This is a genomic window from Cobetia sp. 5-11-6-3 (assembly GCF_013374055.1).
GTDB lineage: Bacteria > Pseudomonadota > Gammaproteobacteria > Pseudomonadales > Halomonadaceae > Cobetia > Cobetia marina.
This window is the reverse complement of sequence record NZ_BLWJ01000001.1, coordinates 122,133-141,984: the sequence shown is the minus strand read 5'-3', so window position 1 is coordinate 141,984 and position 19,852 is coordinate 122,133. Positions and strand designations below refer to the sequence as shown.

10 protein-coding genes are annotated in these 19,852 nt (G+C 60.5%); 4 read left to right on the top strand and 6 right to left on the bottom strand.

Going from position 1 to position 19,852, the window contains the following annotated elements:
* The first annotated feature begins 144 nt into the window (after window positions 1–144).
* Complete coding sequence (locus tag HXS66_RS00495) at window positions 145–912, top strand: NERD domain-containing protein (RefSeq protein WP_255303015.1); 768 nt, start codon at window positions 145–147, stop codon at window positions 910–912.
* A gap of 341 nt (window positions 913–1,253) precedes the next feature.
* On the opposite strand, the gene HXS66_RS00490 is transcribed toward HXS66_RS00495, so the two are convergent.
* From HXS66_RS00490 to HXS66_RS00475, 4 genes are all read right to left on the bottom strand, one after another.
* Entirely contained in the window at window positions 1,254–1,613 is a 360-nt protein-coding gene (locus HXS66_RS00490) for a hypothetical protein (protein ID WP_084208949.1), read from the bottom strand.
* Window positions 1,614–1,658: 45 nt separating this feature from the next.
* Window positions 1,659–10,247 (bottom strand): GH36-type glycosyl hydrolase domain-containing protein, encoded by an 8,589-nt coding sequence (locus HXS66_RS00485; protein WP_176502626.1) that lies wholly within the window; start codon window positions 10,245–10,247, stop codon window positions 1,659–1,661.
* Between the two features lie 168 nt (window positions 10,248–10,415).
* Window positions 10,416–11,174: a Crp/Fnr family transcriptional regulator gene (locus HXS66_RS00480; RefSeq protein WP_176502625.1), complete on the bottom strand. Its 759-nt coding sequence runs from the start codon at window positions 11,172–11,174 to the stop codon at window positions 10,416–10,418.
* Window positions 11,175–11,331: 157 nt separating this feature from the next.
* Entirely contained in the window at window positions 11,332–12,330 is a 999-nt protein-coding gene (locus HXS66_RS00475) for a helix-turn-helix domain-containing protein (RefSeq protein ID WP_176502624.1), read from the bottom strand.
* A gap of 291 nt (window positions 12,331–12,621) precedes the next feature.
* Between HXS66_RS00475 and HXS66_RS00470 the strand changes: the two genes are divergently transcribed.
* Together HXS66_RS00470 and HXS66_RS00465 are read left to right on the top strand one after the other, a co-directional pair.
* On the top strand, window positions 12,622–13,710 hold the full coding sequence (locus HXS66_RS00470; protein ID WP_255303014.1) for a phosphotransferase enzyme family protein: 1,089 nt from the start codon (window positions 12,622–12,624) through the stop codon (window positions 13,708–13,710).
* Window positions 13,710–15,044, top strand: a complete 1,335-nt coding sequence (locus tag HXS66_RS00465; RefSeq protein ID WP_176502622.1) for an aspartate aminotransferase family protein — start codon at window positions 13,710–13,712, stop codon at window positions 15,042–15,044. Before HXS66_RS00470 ends, HXS66_RS00465 begins: the two co-directional genes overlap by 1 nt.
* A 398-nt stretch (window positions 15,045–15,442) precedes the next feature.
* Here the strand turns inward: HXS66_RS00465 and HXS66_RS00460 are convergent, their stop codons facing one another.
* The gene (locus HXS66_RS00460; RefSeq protein ID WP_176493087.1) at window positions 15,443–17,470 is read right to left on the bottom strand and encodes a TonB-dependent receptor domain-containing protein; all 2,028 of its coding nucleotides are present in this window, start codon (window positions 17,468–17,470) and stop codon (window positions 15,443–15,445) included.
* A gap of 467 nt (window positions 17,471–17,937) precedes the next feature.
* On the opposite strand from HXS66_RS00460, the gene HXS66_RS00455 reads away from it, so the two are divergent.
* Window positions 17,938–18,708: an ABC transporter substrate-binding protein gene (locus HXS66_RS00455; RefSeq protein ID WP_176502621.1), complete on the top strand. Its 771-nt coding sequence runs from the start codon at window positions 17,938–17,940 to the stop codon at window positions 18,706–18,708.
* Window positions 18,709–18,813: 105 nt separating this feature from the next.
* Here the strand turns inward: HXS66_RS00455 and HXS66_RS00450 are convergent, their stop codons facing one another.
* On the bottom strand, window positions 18,814–19,806 hold the full coding sequence (locus HXS66_RS00450) for a nucleoid-associated protein (RefSeq protein WP_084208943.1): 993 nt from the start codon (window positions 19,804–19,806) through the stop codon (window positions 18,814–18,816).
* Window positions 19,807–19,852 lie beyond the last annotated feature (46 nt).

Genomic DNA, 19,852 nt, shown 5'->3' with positions numbered 1-19,852 from the left:
TTAGAATCCTGCAGCTTGCTGCACCGCGCTCAGCCATCGGGCGCGGTGCAGCCTTGCCTTTCCCTTATCAAGACTCAGTACTCCGGTTGGACGAATCACCTCGCTTGATTCCTTTCCGTACAGGCTGCACCAGGAGTCATGACAGTGGTTGTCCCTTCGAACATCGCGCCGGTGATGAGTGTACTGCTATGCCTCGTGCTGGCGTCCTGTGTCAGCCGTTACCTCAAGTCTCCCCGCATGAAAGGTCGCATCGGCGAGTGGCGGGTGCGTTGGATGACACGTCCCCTCGGCAAACAAGGCTACCGAACGCTGCATAATGTCACCCTCAAGACTGCGAACGGCACCACTCAGATCGACCATGTCCTGCTCTCGCCGTATGGGTGTTTCGTGCTGGAAACCAAGAACATGAAGGGCTGGATCTTCGGCAGCGAGAAGCAGGCGCGTTGGACACAGAAGCTCCATCGCCGTTCCTTCAGTTTCCAGAACCCGTTGCGCCAGAACTACAAGCACCTCAAGGCGCTGGAGGCGACGCTCAGCGTGCCTTCCGAGTACCTGCATTCGGTGATCATCTTCGTGGGTAGCGCGGTCCTGAAGACCGAGATGCCGCCCAATGTGACGCGTGGCACTGGCTTCGTGTCGTATATCCGCTCTTTCGCGACGCCCGTCTTCAGCGAGGCACAGGTCGAGGCCATGCACGAGGCATTGTTGACGGGGCGACTGGCACCGACCTTGGCGACGCATCGCGCTCATGTGAAGCATCTCAAGCAGCGCAATGAGTCCCCGGCGACACGTCAGTGCCCGAAATGCGGCAGTGCGATGGTGGTTCGCGTGGTCAAGTCAGGCCCGAAGCAGGGCCAGCAGTTTCTGGGTTGCTCGACCTTCCCCCAATGTCGTGTCACTCAGGCGTTGTGATCTCGCGATAGCACGATTGTGGCCCCCGCATGCCGTCACCTGCCTTCGGGGCCGCCACGCCATAGATTGCTGCTGCTGGCGTACCTCAATGCTAGACCGAGCGCTGATTCTCGCTTGACCGCTGACAGCTCCTTCACTTCCTTGTCGCGCTCCTTCCGGAGCATGCCGGTCAGCACACCGTGAACTGTACATCACCCATCAGGGGGAAGTCGCCAGGCGGAAGACGCCTGTCATGATCCGTGACGGATACCATGTCACGGCGCGATCCAGTGGATGCTGGGCGTCATCCCGCTCAAGCAGATTTCGAGATGGCCGGATTGCACCCGCACACAAGGTGAGGCTCAGCTTGTCGCCGACAGGGGAATGGTGCCGAAGTCTTTCGAGAGTGCGGCGATTTCACGGCCATCCTTGTGCAGCAATCGGTCGACGCTGACGTGGCAGCTCACTTCGCAGACCCCACTTTCGGCATCGACGTAACTCCTTATGCTTTTCTTCATGGCACCTTCAATGATGACTTGCTTGAGTTCTCCCTCAAGCAGAAGCGAGATGGGCAGTCGAAGGGTCGCGCCATCGTGAGGGATATCCTGCGTGCTCGCGATGGGGAACCAGTGTGAGTAGGGGGGGCTGCCTTCGGGAACATACTTCATGAGGTTCTGATAGACAGTGCCGCCCGATAACAGGAAATCAAGAAAGTACTTCATGGTGTCCCTCCCGGGAGATGTGCATCGATTCGAGGTGATGAAGGCTCATGACACTGGTTCCTTTAGCATGTCGGGGGAAGGGCGGGCCGGTATCATCAGCTTCAGGTGGTGATGTCCGCCATCCAGCGGCAAGTGGACTTCGCCTGCTTCACACAGGGTGGTGTCCCCATTGAGGTGTGCCTCTGTCAGGGTGAGGTCTTCCAGAGTGGAGTGCTTGATTTCCACGGTGTAATGAGTCGATAGCATGCTGATGGTGGCCGTGAATCCCGGCCAGCTGGCAGGCAGGTTCGGGGCAATGATCAGTACGTCCCCTTCGCGACGGATGCCCAGGATGCCTTCCAGTCCCGCCCGATACATCCAGCCAGCGGAACCCGTATACCAGGTCCAGCCGCCACGACCCTCATGGGGGGCGATGGAATACACATCGGCAGCCACGACGTAGGGTTCTACCTTGTAGCGTGCCGTGTCCTGTCGAGACAGCGCATGATTGATGGGGTTGAGCAGCGAGAACAACCGAACGGCGTTATCGCCCTGTCCCAGCTGTGCATAGGCCAGAATGGCCCACATCGAGGCGTGGCTGTACTGGCTGCCGTTTTCCCGCAGTCCAGGGGGGTATCCGCTGATGTATCCCGGATCTCGCTCGGGATGATCGAAGGGCGGCCAGAACAGCAGTGCCAACCCGGGGTCGTGGCGAATCAGCTCTTCATCCAGTGATTGCATGGCCTGCAGGGCATGGCGTGGGTCAGCGGCCCCGGACAGGACTGCCCAGGACTGGGCTATCGAGTCGATACGACACTCCTCACTCTCCCGAGTGCCAAGCCAGCTTCCGTCGTCGTAGGTCGCGCGCCGGTACCATGCTCCGTCCCAGGCATGCTGTTCGATGGCCTCACGCACCGAGACGGCATGGGCACGCCAGCGTGCCGCTCGACTCGCTTCCCCCTCACGGCGTTCCGCATGAGGGGCGAAGAGGTCCAGGGTGCGAATCAGTAACCATCCCAGCCAGACGCTTTCTCCCTTGCCGGCTTCTCCCACTCGATTCATGCCATCGTTCCAGTCCCCGCCGCCGATCAATGGCAGGCCGTGCTCCCCCGTCAGTGTCAGGCATTGATCAAGGCCACGCGCACAGTGTTCATACAGCGTCGCCGCCGTATCCGCGATCATGGGCTGGAAGAAGGCGTCGTGTTCATCACTGCCCAGCAGGGGGCCTTCCAGGAAATTGACGGACTCATCCAGCACCTCGATATCCCCTGATGTCAGGACATACTGGGCGCAGGCATGCGCCAGCCAGACGCGGTCGTCGGATATGCGGGTGCGGACGCCCTGACCTGAATGCGGCAACCACCAGTGCTGCACATCACCCTGCACGAACTGGCGTGATGCGGCCCGCAGCAGGTGATGGCGTGTGGTGTCTGGACTGGCGAAGGACAGCGCCATGCCATCCTGCAGCTGATCACGGAACCCATAGGCGCCACTGGCCTGATAGAAGGCAGAGCGAGCCATGATCCGGCAGGCCAGGGTCTGATAGAGCAACCAGCCGTTGAGCATGATGTCCATGGCGCGATCCGGGGTGGAGACCTGCACGGCCTCCAGTCGATCCTGCCAATACGCGGTGACGGCGGCGAGCTCGGCATCGAGATCAGCCTGTCGATACTGATGTATGAGGTGCCTGGCGTCTTCACGTGAATGACACTGCCCCAGCAAGGAGACGATCTCGACACTTTCTCCGGGGGCCAGTTCGATCAGGCACTGGAGTGCCGCACAGGGATCCCAGCCAGCCCCGATGGCACCGGACAGGGGAGTGTTCCCGGTGAGAGCGGCGGGAGCGGCGTGGTGCCCCCCATGCCCCAGGAACTCGCAGCGGTCTGTCGTGAATGACGTCTGCAGGCCACAGAGATCAGCGAAGGCGATGCGCCCGGCAAAGTTCATGCTCCAGGGATTGCTGGTCAGCAGTGCGCCAGTGTCATCATCCTTGCACGAGACGACGAAGGGAGCGGATGTGCCGCGGGTGAGTCCCAGTGCCCATTCGGCATAGGCGGTGACAGAGAGTCTGCGCGGCCGATCAGAGCGGTTCTCCAGGGTCATGCGCGAGATGCGGAGGGGGTCGTTCAGCGGGACGAAATGTATCAGGTCCACGGCAATACCCTGTGCTTCGTGTTCGAAGCGGCTATGACCAAACCCGTGGCGAGCGACGTAACGTCCGTTGTCGTTGATCGGCGAGGCCGTTGCCGTCCACACCGCCAGGCTGTCTTCATCGCGTAGATAGATGGCATCACCGCAAGGATTCATCACGGGGTCATTGGACCAGGGCGTGAGGGGATTCTCGCGGCTGTTGTCCGCCCATGTGTAGCCCGCCCCTTCTGCCGATACCTGAAAACCGAAGCCTTCATTGGCGATGACGTTGAGCCACGGAGCGGGTGTGGTGCATCCCTGCTCCATAATCGTCACGTATTCCTTGCCGTGCTTGTCGAAGCCGCCCAGGCCATTGAAGTACTCAAGCGCCGCGGACTCGTCCTGTCGGGTGGCGGTGTGCTGCGCGGTGGGAGGCGTGGCCACCTCGGGGGATGCCGGGATGGGCGCGGGGAGCTGTAACGGCGGTATCAAGGCCAGTTGATCGGCGAGCGGCCCACGCTGAGCCAGCAGCATCACTCTGGCCACGGACTGCAGCAACAGGCGGGAGGCAAGGTTCATCAGGTCCGCACGCAGGACGATGACGGAGCCTTGATCGTGCCCTTCATGGATGCGCGGGCGTGTCTGGCTACTGTTGACGGCCGCCTCGATCGCTTGCTGGAGATCCTGGACGTAGGAAGAGGCACGCTCATTGACGATCACCAGATCGACCCCGAGACGCTTCATTCGCCAGTACTCATGAGCGCGCAGCAGCTGACGCACCTGTGCCATGTCGTCGATGGCATCGATGCGCACCAGCACGATTGGCAGGTCTCCGGAAATGGCCAATGGCCAGAGTGCGGATTGTGGCCCTGCTCCGCGGGCCATGGTGTCTCGTGAGGCCCTGAAGCGCGCGTCGGCATACAGGATCGGCGCGGTCAGGCGCTGGAAGTCCGTCGCTTCTTCCGGCGTGATGCCCAGGTGATGGAGCTGAACCTGAGCCTGGGTCCAGGCCAGTGTCTTGGCTCGTTCATAGGCACTGCGGTCATGGTGCTTGTCGACGAGATCCAGCAAGGCCTCACGGGTGTCCGCGACCACCGTCCAGAACGCGATCCGGGTGATCTTGCCCGGCGGGACCTTCAGACAATGTCGCAGGGAGAATACCGGGTCCAGCACGGTGCCCGTGGTGTTGGTCAGGGGGTGCTCGGCCTGCAGAGCGGTCGCTGTGCGTACCGTGCGACCCCTGCCGATGAAATGCGCCCGGTCCGTCTCGTACTGGAGGTCGCTGAGGGTCTCGCCTTCCACGACCGCGAAGTGCGCCGCCCAGATTTCATCATCATCCGGACTGCGGCGGCGACGTGTCGCGACCAGCGCCGCGTATTCTTCCAGGTACTCGGTAACCACGAACAACTTGGCAAACGCCGGATGGGCATTCTCGGTCGCGGGCGCCGTCAGGACCAGCTCCGCATAGGAGGTCACGTCAATCTCGCGGGCCGTTCGCCCGCTGTTGATGAGCGAGATGCGCCGGACTTCGCTGTCGTCCTCGCCAGAGACGAGGATATCCAGATGCGTGGTCAGGTTGTCCTGGCGATGGGTATAGCGAACGTAATCCTCGGCAAAGGTGGCTTCGTGATCTGCCGGGGCGAGCGCCTCCTCATTTGTCTCGCTCGGCAGGGAGTCACTGGCCGTCCAGAGGGCTTTCGTCTTGCGGTCACGCAGGAAGACGAAACTGCCCAGATGATCGCAGGTGGCATCCTCCAGCCAGCGACTGATGGCGATATGCTGCCAGCGGCTATAGCCCGCTCCGCTGGCCGTCAGCATGATGCAATAGCGCCCATTGGACAGGAGGTGGGTGAGATGCGCGCCCACCAGACGCTGTGTGACATGGCGGATGGCACGGCTTTCACCCAGCGTCTCGTTCGGGGCCGACGCGACCTCCTCGGCGCGAGGGTGGGTGATCGACATGTCGCGCGGGACACGCTCCTGCAGCAGCAATTCGCAGGCCTGGATGATCGGTTCTCGATGGAAGCGTTCGCGCATGTTCCCGTCGTGAAGCGCGTTGGCAATGGCGACGATCGTCATGCCTTGATGGTGGGCCATGTAACTGCGAATGATCGCGAAGCGCTCGCCTGCGGAGACGTGGGTGAGAGTGAAATCGAGCGCCTCATAGAACCCGTGTCGTCCCTGGGCGCCCATTTCCTGCAGCGACAGGAAGTTCCGGTATGCCCCGACAGGGTCCACCATCGCGGCGAGGGCAGTGGCATAGGGCGCGATGACCAGATTGGCGGACAGCCCCCGTTTCAGCCCCAGGCCCGGGACGCCGAAGTTGGTGTACTGATAGGTGAAGTGGCCATCGCGTACGTTGTACGCCGATTCGGAAATCCCCCATGGCACCTTCAATGCGCTGGCATAGGCGACCTGTCTGGCGACGGCCAGACGGTTGCTCTGTTCCAGAAGGCTGCCTGCCGGCGCGCGCATCACCAGCGACGGCATCAGATATTCGAACATCGAACCCGACCAGGAGATCAGCGCCGAGCCATTTTCCAGCGGAGTGGCCGTGCGCCCGAGGCGGAACCAGTGACGTGTCGGGGCATCCCCCTTGGCGATCACGAACAGACTGGCGAGGCGGGCTTCAGACGCGAGCAGGTCATAGCAGCTGCTGTCGAGGATGTTGCCCTCTACCGAGTATCCGATTGACAGCAACTGACGTTCCGGTGCGAGCAGGAACGTGAAATCCATCTCCAGCGCCATGTGTCTGGCAGTGGAGGCAATCTCGTGGAAACGTGCCATCAGGCGTTCACGAGGGTCGGGATGGTGGATCATTCTTGCATCATGGCAATGTTCGGCAATCGAGGTGCGCATGGCACCGATCCAGTACAGCAGGTCCTCGGCCCAGGGGGCGTGGACGTGTCGCAGCACCTCATGAGCCAGGTGGGTGGCGTGATCCGCAAGAGGATGCAAGGCGGGCAGCTGTTCCATGAATCCTTCGGAGGAGGTCGCCTGCAAGTGGGCTTCCATCGCGGCGATGCCGGGGCGCAGGCGCGTCATCTGCTGAGCATGGGCCGAGGGGGCCTGCGCGAGGCATTCATGTACCAGACTCAAGTGGTCCATGATGCCCTGGTGAAGATTCTCCGATGGCAAGGTCTTCGCCCAGACGTCGCAGGCATTGGCGACGACCAGCAGATGTCCGGCCAGATTGCCGCTATCGACCGATGAGACATATTTCGGGTCCAGCGGCCTGAGATCTCGAGTGTCATACCAGTTGAAGAGGTGTCCGCGATGCTTTGCCAGCGACTGCATCACCTTCAACGAGGTGTCCAGGCGTTCCGCACTCTTGTTGGCACCCAGCCAGCCGAAATCCCGGGCGGCCAGAATGGAGATGAGGTACAGGCCCATGTTGGTAGGCGAGGTGCGGTGCGCGATGACGGGCTGAGGCGTTTCCTGGAAATTGTCCGGCGGAAGCCAGTTGTCGCGCGCGGTGACGAAGGTCTCAAAGAAGCGCCAGGTCCGGCGAGCGATCAAGCGTAGCTCGCGGTTTTCCTCAAAGGACAAGGCGGCCTGCGGGGCAAGACTTCTTGAGCCGCTGACCCATTGCGCTATCGCCGGGGCGGCGAGCCACAAGGCGGCGAACATCACCACCACCGGCCAGGTCTGTGGGGACTGGCTGAGCACACCGGCAGCGGCGCACAGCGCAAGCAATGTCCCCGGCGCCATGCTGCGATAAGCGCCACCCAGTGACAGTCGCGGCTGCCCGGAAGTCTGAGCTGCGGTGGTCCACTCGAGAAGGTGGCGGCGAGTGATCGTCAGACGCAGCAAGGTACGCCCGATGGCATCCAGCATTCGCCAGGCCTGGTCTGGCAGGAAGGCAATCCACAGCAGTGTCTGGGAGGCGGCAAGCGTCAGGTCATTGCCCCATTGCTGGAAATAGTGCCGCAGATTGATGCCGGAGCGCATTGGCACAAGCGACAGCACGAGAGGGATCAGCGGCGGGGCGGCAATCACGATCATCACACACAGCGTGCCCAGCAGAGCGGCGGAGAGAGGCAATCCCCAACTGACGACCAGAAACGACAGCAGTAGCGGCGCCAGCAGTGAGCGCCGCAGGTTGTCCATGAGCTTCAGTCGTCCGGTCCATGGCATCTTGCGTGACACGATCCATGGCAGCAGCTGCCAGTCACCACGGGTCCAGCGGTGGGTGCGCTTGGCCGAGACCTCATAGCGGCACGGGAAGTCCTCGATGACCTCGATGTCTGACGCAAGACCGGCGCGCGCGAAGACCCCTTCGAACAGATCATGGCTGAGCACGCGGTTGTCCGGGACGCGCCCCTTGAGGGCTGCCTCGAACGCATCGATCTGATAGATACCCTTGCCGGCGAAGGACCCCTCGCCCAACAGATCCTGATAAAGATCCGAGGTGGCGGCCGCATAGGGGTCTACCCCGCCGGGTGCCGAGAACAGGCGCTGGAAGAGGGAGCCCTGCCTGCCCATCGGCAGGGACGGCGTGACACGGGGCTGAAGGATGCCATACCCCTCCACGATGCATTGGCGGTGCTTGTCGAACCGGGGATGATTCAGAGGATGCGCCATCTTGGCGATCAGCTTGCTTGCGGCCCCGCGAGGGAGGCGAGTGTCCGCATCCAGCGTGATCACATAGCGTACCCCGGCCGGTATGCGTTCAGTGGGCAGGAAGGTGGTGTCGTCTGCACCGCGCAGCAGGCGATTGAGCTCATGTAGCTTGCCGCGCTTGCGCTCCCACCCCATCCAGCAGTGTTCGCTGTCATTGAAGACCCGGCGACGATGCAAGACGAGGAAGCGGGGAAATCCCTCATTGTCGCCATGGCGCAGATTCAGGTCCGCAATGGCCGCGTTGGCGAACGATAGCAGTCGAGTGTCTTCTGGCATGACGTCATGCGCCGCATCCACGCCATCGGTCAACAGGGCATAGAAGATCGAGCCTCCACCGCTGGCCAGATAGTGCACTTCCAGGCGCTCTATCTGCTCCTGAAGATCAGCCTCGCGGGTCAGCAGGGTCGGCACGGCGATCAGGGTGCGCAAGTCAGGTGGTACGTCCTCGGACAGGTCGAGACTTGGCAATGGCTGCGGTCCGACACAGAAGATGATGAGACGACTGACCAGCAAGGTCGCAAGCTCAGTGGCAGGCAGCAGCCCGAGCAGGCCGAGCAGCCACATCCATCCAGCGCTGAATGCCTCCGAGGACAGTGACGCGATGCCCTGCAAGGCCATCCACAGCAGCGCCGTGGTGGTCAGGATGATCAGGCCGACATAGCCACTGATGCCTCCTGCGATGCACCAGTGGCGAAGGTGTTGGCGCCCTGTACGTTGATATCCGAGGGTGTCTTCAAATGCCTTGCGTCCCGCCGCGATCAGCACATACCCCGGGTCACCTCGTCGCGCTGACTCATTGACATCCTCGGTGGCACTTGCCGCCTCGCGAGCCGCCACCAGCGCGCATTGGGTGATGTGAAGCTCACTGTGCTCAGAGCCACGTGCCAATTGCTCGATGGCACTTCGATAGCTGTTGCGGGTCGGGAAATCGAGCGTGGAGAAACGCGGAGCGTCCATGAGGCGAGCATTGACCAGGCTGAGGCTTTCAAAGACATCGGCCCAGTCAATGCTCGAGACGAAGTGCATGCTGGTAATGATATTGCGGACGGTGACGTTGGCGGCGCCCTGACGCTGCTGAGCCCGTTGTACCAGCTCATCGATGGAGGAGCCCTGCAGACGGACTCGACGCTCCAGCCAGCTCATCATGGGATGAGTGCGCGTATCGATACCGCGCAAGCGCTTGGCCAGCTGGGCGACGAAAGGTGCCGTCAGCGGTGTCTTGCCCTGAGGCAGGGTGGTGGGGTCCAGGGTGTGATGCTGGCTTTCGGGAATCAGCCACTGACTTGCCAGGGTGTCGGCGTCATTGCGTGCCGTCTGTTCATTGACGATCTGCTCGGCAAGCCGGCGAAGGTTCTCGATCAGTACGATGCGCAGCGTGATGGCCACCGCCCATAGCTCACCGATCGTCAGGGGTTGAATACGCTGGTAGGCCTGGATGAAGCCATGAAGCGTGTCGAGATCGAGATGGCTGTCAGTGTGGACCACAAAGGCCCAGGCAATCCCGAAGACACGGGGGTATCCCGTGAAAGGGCCCTCGGCCAGCTTGGGCAGCTGGCGATAATAGCCGGGTGGCAGATCATCGCGGATCTCACGTACCTGCGCCTCGATCAGATGATAATTGTCGAGTAGCCAGGTGGCGGCAGGGACGATATCGCGGTCTTCCGCGACTTCCTTTGCACTGGCGCGATACGCTTTCAACAGTACCTTGGCGTTGTCTTCAAGGCGTCTCGACAGTGGCAGGACGCGAGAGGGGGTTTCCGTCACGTTCTGTGCCAGCGCAAGGCTTGAGGCGTGCTGTTCAAGACGCTCGATGCTGAACAGCTCGCCTCGCACCGGAGCAGTGTCATGCCAGGGGGATGTCGGGGGATAAGCGCGGAATATCCTGCCTGAGAAAAGGGTCACGAGCGCTGTCCTGGTCGATGCGCGAGTCCCGGTAGGGCGCGCGGAAATCCATCACCAGACAGTATGCGATAGCCTTGTGCTTTCGTCGGTTCGCTAGCGCACACAACCCCGGGCCCGGTTCCGGTCTCGATTCCGGTCCCGGCCAGCCGTCGCATGAGAGCGCAGTGCTCACAGGGAAGGGGTGTCGTCTCCTGAAGTGTCTGTCATCGGCAGTGTCATGGAATAGGGCATCAGACGATCACTTTCCTTCTTTACCACCGCGTAGCACTCGCAGCAGAGCTGCTCCAGCCTGGGGCGGTCGAGTACCGTGATATGCCCTCGGTGGTATTCGATGACACCTTGCCTGTGCAGTTTTCCTGCGGCTTCCGTGACCCCCTCACGGCGCACCCCGAGCATGTTGGCGATCAATTCCTGTGTCATGTCCAGCTGATCGCCTGGCAGGCGGTCCAGTGACAGCAATAACCAGCGACACAGCTGTTGATCGATTGAATGGTGTCGGTTGCAGACGGCTGTCTGGGACATCTGGGTGATGAGGGATTGCGTGTAGCGCAGCAGGAGGTGGAGCATTTCTCCATGTCGGTTGAATTCCGCCTTCAGGTGATGCACCGGCAGTCTTAGCGCCTTGCCAGCGCTTTGCACGATGGCACGGCTGGTGGTGCTTTCGCCGCCCATGAACACCGCAATTCCCACCAGGCCTTCGTTGCCGACGACCGCGATCTCGGCGGATGCGCCATTTTTGGTCACGTAAAGCAGTGACACGATGGCATCAATCGGGAAGTACACGTGGCTCAAGGCACTCCCCGCGGTATACAGCACCTGGCCAAGCGACAGATGGATCGGCTCCAGATGCGCTGCCAGGCGTTGGGTCGTCTCGGCGGACAATCCCGCTAGCAAATGATTCTGTTCATGTGACAACTGATCCGTCATGCATTTTCCTCCCCGAGGAAACCTGTCCCTGATATGGGCAGGTGTTGGGGGATGGGCAGGGCACGTCTCCCTGTGCCACCCGCGTCTGTCACCTTTTGCAGCCTCCTTCTTCGGCTACCTTGTGCTGCTGTCTTCTGCTGCGATCGCCCGTTGCTGCCTACCTCTTGCGTCGATGGCGCGACAGGGTGTGCGAGGGGCTCTCGCCAAACAGGCGGCGATAGTCCTGCGCGAACTGGCCCAGATGATAGAAGCCCCAGTCGCTGGCGATCTGTCCTATCGTACTCGTTGCCTGAGGTTCACACAGCCGTCGCCGCACCTGGTTGAGGCGATTCAGGCGGATGAACTGCATCGGGCTGATACCGAGAATGCTGGTGAAACTGTTGTGCAGCGTTCGCTGGCTGACGTGAGCGATGCCGCAGAGCATGTCGATGCTGATCGGGACAGGCGCTGCGCCGTTCATATGCTCTCGCACCCGCTCTACGACCTGCCGTCGGTGGTGGTAGCTGGGATAGCGGTCGGTGAGGGGTATCCTTTCCTCGAGGATGGCGGTCACGGCCAGTGACAGGATGCCCTGATGCACCTGAACTTCGAACCCCTGACGCTGCCGCTTGAGCAGTCTTTCCATCAGGAAGGTGACCGCGCGGCGAGTCTTCTGCGATACCCCGAGGCGCATCGTGTGTTGCGGGTCACTCTCCAGCAGTGTCAGCGCCGATTCCCCCACCACCCTGAGCAGCCAGTCACGCCGCAGCACGAGACAGTGGATCGCGAAAGCGTCCGGCGTGGTCAGCGCGAAATCATGCCCGCCCGGCTGACACATGATATCGCCTGCCTCAAGCGCGTAGCCATTGATCCGGCAGGGCTGTCGCTCGGCGGGAATACCGATCCACAGCGAATCCGGCCAGACATGACATTGCTGGTCCAATGCCTGGCTGGTGTATTCCTTGAATACCTGCATTCCCGGCAGATGGAGTTCATCGATACGTCCGTAGAAGGCGCCCTGACCGTACTGATCGTAGTGTTGCGACCAGTCGGTCAGGTTATGCGCCTGTTCATTGACGTCCCATGCCTCCCGTGTGCACTTGCCTGGTGCATGCTCGAAAATCCCGTGCTGCCAGGTGGCATCACTGTCGTCCGTTCGTGATACATCTTCGTGCATTGATCAATCAACTCATTGTTCTTGTTGGTGTTTTCAGCTTTGCCGGATGCTGATAACGCATCACCTCACGCTGTCGTTAGTCTGAGTCATGCAACTTTCGCGCACAGAGTCATGCCGTGAGCCAGATCGTGGGTCGTGAGATTGGCCACTGGCTTCTGACCGCAGACGAAGTGTGACACCGAGACCGCAAGATCCCCGGTCTTCCCATGTCAGCGAGGTGGTGAGATGTATACGGAAACTCTGATAAATCAAACAAGACACGAGTTGGTCACTTGCCTGGAAAAATGGCACATGGCGGAAACCTCGCGGATCTCGCTGCTGACCATGTCAGAGAACGCGACCTTTCTGGCCGAGGATGACGAGGCGGGACGCAGGATCATCATTCGGGTCCACCGCCCGGACTATCACTGCCGGGAGGAGATAGAGTCCGAGCTGGCCTGGATCGATGACCTGCGCACGACGGCACGGATCAATACGCCGGCCCCGGTCATGACCACGACAGGCAGCCCTGTGTTGAGCATCTCCGCCGGCGGGCAATCCCTGCACGTGGTGGCCTTCGAGCATGTGGTCGGCAGTGAGCCGGATATCGGCGATGACTTGCCGCAGTGGTTTGAACGCCTGGGCGCGATGAATGCCACGCTGCACGAACACAGCCGTCGCTGGCAGCCCCCGGAGGGCTTCGTGCGCAAGCGTTGGGACCTGGAGAGCATGATCTCGCCCCGTGGGCTGTGGGGCGATTGGCGAAATGCGCCGCGCATGACGGTGGAAGAGGCCCAGGCCATCAATGCTGCCATCCCCTATCTCAAGTCGGAAATCGCGCTTTATGGCACGGCACCAGAGCATTTCGGTCTGGTCCATGCCGACCTGCGCTTGACCAACCTGCTGGTATCACGGGACAGCATGGCGATCATCGACTTCGATGACTGCGGCTTCTGCTGGTATGCCTATGACTTCGCTGCGGCGATCAGCTTCCACGAGATGGATCCGTGCGTCCCGCAGCTGAGAGACGCCTGGATCAAGGGGTACCGCTCGGTGGCCGAATTCTCGGCGGCAGATGAGGCAATGCTGGATACCTTCATCATGCTGCGTCGCATTCTGCTGTGTGCCTGGCTGGCCACGCATCAGGAAAGCAAGGAAGGCAAGACACTGAGTGATGGTTTCAGCCGGGATACGGCCATCATGGCGCGGCGCTATGTTCAGCAACGAGGGGGCCAGTCACGAGAGGGCCAGCAAGGTGTCGTGCAGACGCTGGGCGTGCAGACACCGGGCGTGCAGACACCGGGCATGCAAGAACACGACGATCAGGCGGATGTTGATCGGACGAGTACTGTTCGGACAGGTACAGATCGGACAATCAATGACAAGGTGAGGATGGCGTGATGGAAAAGGTACGCGGGATTCTGGATCAGAACGCCTTCAGCATGGCGCACATCGACAAGGCAGATGCGCGAATCGGCGCACTGGTGCGCAAGCGGCTGGAAACGGTAGGGCCGACGTCCATGCTCTTCTATGAGGAGCCGCTGCACATCGTACGAGGGGAGCGGGTCTGGTTGTTCGATGATCAAGGCAAGCGCTACCTGGACGTCTACAACAATGTGCCGTCCATCGGCCACTGCCATCCTCGCGTGGTCCAGGCGGTCGCCGAACAGATGGGGACCCTCAACGTGCACAACCGCTATCTGCACGAAGGCATCCATCGCTATGCCGAGCGCCTGCTGGACACGCTGCCGCGCACGCTCAATCGACTGGTGATGATGTGTACCGGCAGTGAAAGCAATGACATGGCGCTGAGGCTGGCGCGTGGCTGGACGGGCCGGCAGGGGATCATCGTCACCGAGGCGGCCTACCACGGCAACACGGCCGCCGTGACGGAAGTCTCACCATCCTCCTACAAGCAGGGAACGCCGCCGGATCACGTACATATCCTGCCGATCTCCCGGATGAGTGAGCAGGCAGACCCGGCCGCCTGGTTCGCCGAGCAGGTGCGGTTCGGCATCGAGCAGCTGGAGGCCCGTGGCCATGGATGCGCGGCGCTGCTGGTCGACTCCATCTTCTCGAGCGATGGCATCTATGCCGACCCCGCCGGTTTCCTGAAGCCCGCGGTCGAACTCCTGCAGGCCCGGGGCGGGCTGTTCATCTCCGATGAGGTCCAGCCCGGCTTCGGGCGCACGGGGCAGGGGATGTGGGGCTTCTCGCGCCACGGCGTGACGCCGGATGTGGTGACCATGGGCAAACCGATGGGCAATGGCTTCCCGATGTCGGGGCTGGCGGCACGTGAGGAGTTGCTGGCGGTGCTGAACGCCGATGTGGGCTACTTCAATACCTTCGGCGGCTCACCGGTGGCCGTGGCGGCGGGCACGGCGGTGCTGGACGTGATCGACGAGCAAGACCTGATGGCCAATGCCACACGTCAAGGCGAGTACTTCAAGCGACAGCTCCAAGATATTCAGGCACGTTTCGAGGAGGTGAGCGATGTACGAGGCGCCGGGCTGTTCCTGGGATTGGATCTCTGTGACCCGACGCGTGACGGAGCGCCGGACGCCCAGCGCACCACGGCGTTGATCAACGACCTCAAGCGCAATGGCGTGTTGATCGGCGGGGCCGGCAAGTCCGGCAGTACCTTGAAGATTCGCCCGCCACTGTGCATCGAGCGCTCGGAAGCCGACCTCTTCCTGGACAGGTTCGAGCAATCCTTGAGAACGACTGCCAGGTAACCCACTCGCAATACGTCATGGTTCATCGGTGAATAACTCCGCTTCGGAGCTGCAGGTTGCAATTGATAAGCAGGGTATTGCACTGGCTCGTGTGTTAATGGCTCACGATGTAATTGCTTGAAGGCGTCTGGTGAGACTTTTCGATGAGGTGATATGCGCGTCTTCCTTGGCCTATTACGTGATTCATCGGCCTGGGGGGCAACGCTTGCCAAGGTGCAAGCCTTTCGCGAGTGGTTGCTGGAGGAAAGTGGCAGCGAGTCTCGTGGATCTGATGGAAGCTGCTGATGAAGACACCGGCCTCCATGACTGACGTCTTGTTTTGAAACCATGAGCTGCAATGCATCAAGGGGAGCCTCGGCTCCCCTTGATGCGCAAGCATGAGTGGATCTGGTCGAGGGTCAGAAGTCCATGGTCAGCCCAAGGTTCAACCGGCGGCCATCCAGCACCACGCCGTAGGTGTCATTGGTGACTTCCTTGTCAGCGATGTTGTAGAGGCCAGCCTTGACGCGAGCGCTCTCGTTCAAGGCATAGACGACACCCACATCGAAGAAGGTATAGCTCGGCGTGCCTTCGCTCATGCTGGTACGTGACAGGTAATCACTGGTTTCGCCACGGTAGTTCCCCTGTGCCCACAGGTTGAGGTCGTGAGTGGCTTGCCAGTCCAGCGCCACGTTGAGCATATGTTCCGGGATCTTGTTCAAGGGCTCGCCCTTGAATTCACCACTTTTCTGCTCGGAGTCGGTGTAGGTGTAGCTGGAGCTAAGGTTCACGCTTGGCGTGATGGCATAGTCCAGTGACAGCTCGATGCCCTGCATGACAGCTTCGTCGATGTTGCGGTAGGTGCTGACGAAATAGTAGTCAGTGCCGGCATAGCTGCACTCGCGGAAGGCGGGATCGGAGAAACCTTCATCCGGACCCTGGCAGAGGCGGTCTTCTGAGATCTTGTCCTTGAACTGGGTGTAGAACAGGGTGGCGCCGGCGCTGAGCGTGCCAGACTGGTTCTGGAAGACGGTGCCCAGCTCGTAGTTGGTGCTGGTTTCCGGATCCAGCTCCTCGTTGCCGATGATGATGGCACTGCCCTGGCCAGTTCGACGACCGAAGCCCTCTGTTGCAGCGGATAGACTCGGTTGGCTGTAGCCCGTGGAGACCCCGCCCTTGAGCGTCCATTGTGGATCAAGGTGATAATTGGCATAGACGCGTGGCGAGAGATGTCCGCCAAACAGCTCGTCATCGTCGTAGCGCAAGCCGGTGGTGACGTTGAGGTCCTCGGTCAGACTCCACTCCATCTCGACGAATAGTGCGGCAATCCAGCGATCGACGTTATCAACAGCCCCCGGGACATTTGAGGCCAGCAAGCCATTGGTCTCATCCGTCAGCTGCTCGAATTTGTACTGACCGCCGAAGGTCAGCATATGATCGCCCCAGAAGTATGTGGTCTGGTTGTTGAACGTGGTGACTTCTTCACGCTTTTCGTCATCGGAATCCAGCACGTTCTCCGAGATGTCGTGCTGTAGATAGGTGTCCGTGAGGAAGCTGCCGTAACTCCCCTTGTGGCCGAGGGTGTAGACGTCCTTGTCATAGCGATAGCGACTGGTTTCGGAATCATCCGCAATGCTCACGCCGGCATTGTGGGTATATTCCTGCTTGGACGCGGTATAGCCGAGCGTGAACGCATTGTCCTCATCCGGCGTCAGCGTGAATTCGGCCCCCCCTTGACGAATGTCGCTGTCAGGCGTGCTTTCGGCATTGTCATCACTGCCCTGGTAATCGCTTTCTTCATAACCGGTCCAGTTGCCGTGAACCTTGAGCCCGAGCAGGCCTTCGATGAGCGGCCCGCTGGTATAGAAACTCAGCTGCTGCCCGTCGTTGCTGATGTCGTTGAGCGAGTGGGTATATTCCGTCGTGACAGACCCCGACCAATCATCCGCCACCTTCTTGGTGATGATGTTGATGACGCCGCCCATGGCTTGTGAGCCGTACAGCGATGACATCGGTCCGCGAATCACTTCCACTCGCTCGATCATCGAGATCGGGGGGAGGCCAATCTGCTTGCCTTCATCATTGCCATTGGTATTGACGGAGCGGCCAGCCGAGAGCGGGCGGCCATCGATCATGTAAAGCGTGTAGCTATTGTCCATCCCTCGAATACTGATGTCCTGAGAATTCCCGCCCCCCGTAACATAGACGCCAGGCACATTATCCATGGCATCAGTGATATCCGTGTACGACTGCTTGTTGAGCTGCTCGCCGGTAATGACCGAGATACTGGCAGGGGCATCCGAGATCACCTGTTCGTAGCCGGAAGCTGTCACCACCACAGGTTCCAACTGGCTGGATTCGTCAGCCTGTACGCCAGCAGGTAGGCAAGCGGCGGCGATACCGATAGCCAAGGCCGATCGAGCAAAGGGGAGTGCGGGGACTGTCATGTTCCTGGATCCTTGAGGTCGCGATTATGTCGTTATTGAGCCACGAGGTTTTTTAGGGTTGTGGGCCACTGAGCGCTCTGTTGACGTCGACTTCGGGTAGGGAATGCGACAGGCGCTATCGCTTCAATGTCGATCTTTTTTTCGTATTTACGAAAACAAATGATAAACATTCGTATTTTTTAGCTCAGGTGTGTTTCTCTGCTGTCAGAGTTGCGTTTTTCGCAACTCTCGGTAGTGGCATGGGGTTGCTCGTAAATTGCGGGTTGTGCAACGCACAGTTGCATGATTTTGGGGAAGCAGTCGTGCTAGTATCGCAAATACAAATGATATTAATTATTATTCAATAAAAGAGAATGTCGATGAACGTCGCTGGGCTCACCCTGTCTGTCTCTACTCTGTTGTTGGCTGCTTTACCTTTTAGTGCTCAGGCACACGAAGTCGCCGGGGGAGAGCATGGCCCTTCCGTCGTGAGTTTGGACTGGGGCGCCGCCGATACGCTGGATGAGCTGGGATTAGCCGAGCACCTCGTCGGAGTACCACATCAGTCTGCGCCCGCCTATGTGTCACACCTGGTCAAAGGTCGGGCAGATATCGGCGGGCTCAAGGAGCCTGATGTCGAGGCGATCGCGGGATTGGAGCCGGACCTGATTCTGGTCACCGGTCGTCAATCTGGATCACTTGAGGCGCTCAAGGCTGTAGCGGAGACGCGAGATGTCACTCTCGAAGAAGGCAACTACTTCGAAGCACTGAGCGGCAAGGTACTGAGCTTGGCGTCCCCGTATCATGTCGAGGAAAAGGCACGTGAGAAGCTGGCAGCGCTCGAGTCGGATATCGCGACGGCGCGTGAAGGGCTGGCGGAAGATCTTGACGCGTTGGTCGTGACCCATAACGACGGTCGTTATGTTCTGCGCCAGGAGTCGATTGTCACTGAGCTGCTGCAGATCGATCAGCCGGCGCTGCCTGACTCCGTGGAGCCGGTCAGCCGTGGTGTGCGTACTTTCTACCCGCTGACGCCAGCGAATATTGCCGAGATGGCGCCGGATGCTCTGTATGTGGTTGATCGCAGTGCTGCCATTGGCCAGACCCCGATGGATGCTGACGCGCTTAAGTCCGCGCTGGCCGATGCTGGCGGGGCGGACATTGGTGTTATCGCGCTATCCCCGGGGCTTTGGTATCTCTCCGGCAATGGCTTGCAGAGTGTGCGTGCCCAGATGAATGAGATTCTCGAAGGGCTGTAAAGGCCGGGGCACACGGTTTCTTGTCAGACACACGAAGGCCAGGCAGATGCCTGGCCTTCGTGTGTCTGACGGATATGCATCAGGCGATGTTGTCTGATCAGAGGCTTAGCGCTGCTTGAGCTGATCACGCAGGCCCGTCGGGACCTGTTTGATGATCAGACGATCGCTGGCCTCATCGTATTCCACTGAGTCACCCAGCAGGTGCGAGTCAAAGCTGATCGAGACGCCCGCGGCGCGCCCGGTGAAACGCTTGAACTGGTTGAGCGTCTTCTTGTCCGGCGGGATTTCCGGTGACAGCCCATAGTCGCTGTTGCGAATGTGGTCGTAGAAGGCCTGCGGGTGCTCTTCATCGATCAGCTCAGACAACTGATCCAGCGTGATCGGCTCGCCGAGCTTGGCCTGATCGGTGGCGTAATCGACCAAGGTGTCGGTCTTCTGCCGGCTGGCTTCCTCGGCCATGTCTTCCTTCTCGACATAGTCGCTGAACGCCTTGAGCAGGGTGCGGGTTTCCTGACCGGCATCCCGCTGCTCCTGTGCGCCCAGCGTTTCGGCGAAGGCCTCGGCGAGCTTGGTGCGTCCGCGATCACGCGCCCAGGACAGATAGGGGTGAGAGGTCGAACTGCCTTGCCACTGACTGATATCCAGTCGCGCGGCCAAAGACATCTGGGTCAGATTGAGCTGGCGGGCAGGCGTCACCGCAAGGGTCTCGTCGATCGCGAAGCCATCACGATGATGCAGCAACGCCATGAACAGATGACGCGTCTCGCCCTGTTGGTGATCCACCACCAGCAGATGGCCGCCTGTCGGGAGGTTGTCATCGATCAACGGCATGAGACGACTGGCAAGCGTCTGGGTCAGGCTCGCGAAATCGCTATCACCTGCGAGGAAGGCCGCCAGTTCCGTGGGGAAGGCAGCAGGCGCGTCTTCATTGAAACGGCCCCAGTTCTTGGCCTTGCCGTGGTAGGCATCATTGAGCCCGGACACCAGATCCTCCAGTGCATCGGATGCCGCCAGGGTCGTGGCGGCAGGCACCAGCTGGGCCGGCGTCTCGCTGTTGCCCTTGTCGATACGGTGAATGATGCTGTGCAGGATCGGCATGGGAACCTCCCTCGGCTGCGATGAACGGGCTGGGGATGATACCTGC

Excerpts from the sequence above, each read along its gene's own strand:
- HXS66_RS00465 (WP_176502622.1), top strand. The coding sequence starts at position 13,710 with ATGGAAAAGGTACGCGGGATTCTGGATCAGAACGCCTTCAGCATGGCG.
- HXS66_RS00450 (WP_084208943.1), bottom strand. The coding sequence starts at position 19,806 with ATGCCGATCCTGCACAGCATCATTCACCGTATCGACAAGGGCAACAGC.
- HXS66_RS00470 (WP_255303014.1), top strand. The coding sequence starts at position 12,622 with ATGGCGGAAACCTCGCGGATCTCGCTGCTGACCATGTCAGAGAACGCG.
- HXS66_RS00460 (WP_176493087.1), bottom strand. The coding sequence starts at position 17,470 with ATGACAGTCCCCGCACTCCCCTTTGCTCGATCGGCCTTGGCTATCGGT.
- HXS66_RS00480 (WP_176502625.1), bottom strand. The coding sequence starts at position 11,174 with ATGACGGATCAGTTGTCACATGAACAGAATCATTTGCTAGCGGGATTG.
- HXS66_RS00475 (WP_176502624.1), bottom strand. The coding sequence starts at position 12,330 with ATGCACGAAGATGTATCACGAACGGACGACAGTGATGCCACCTGGCAG.
- HXS66_RS00490 (WP_084208949.1), bottom strand. The coding sequence starts at position 1,613 with ATGAAGTACTTTCTTGATTTCCTGTTATCGGGCGGCACTGTCTATCAG.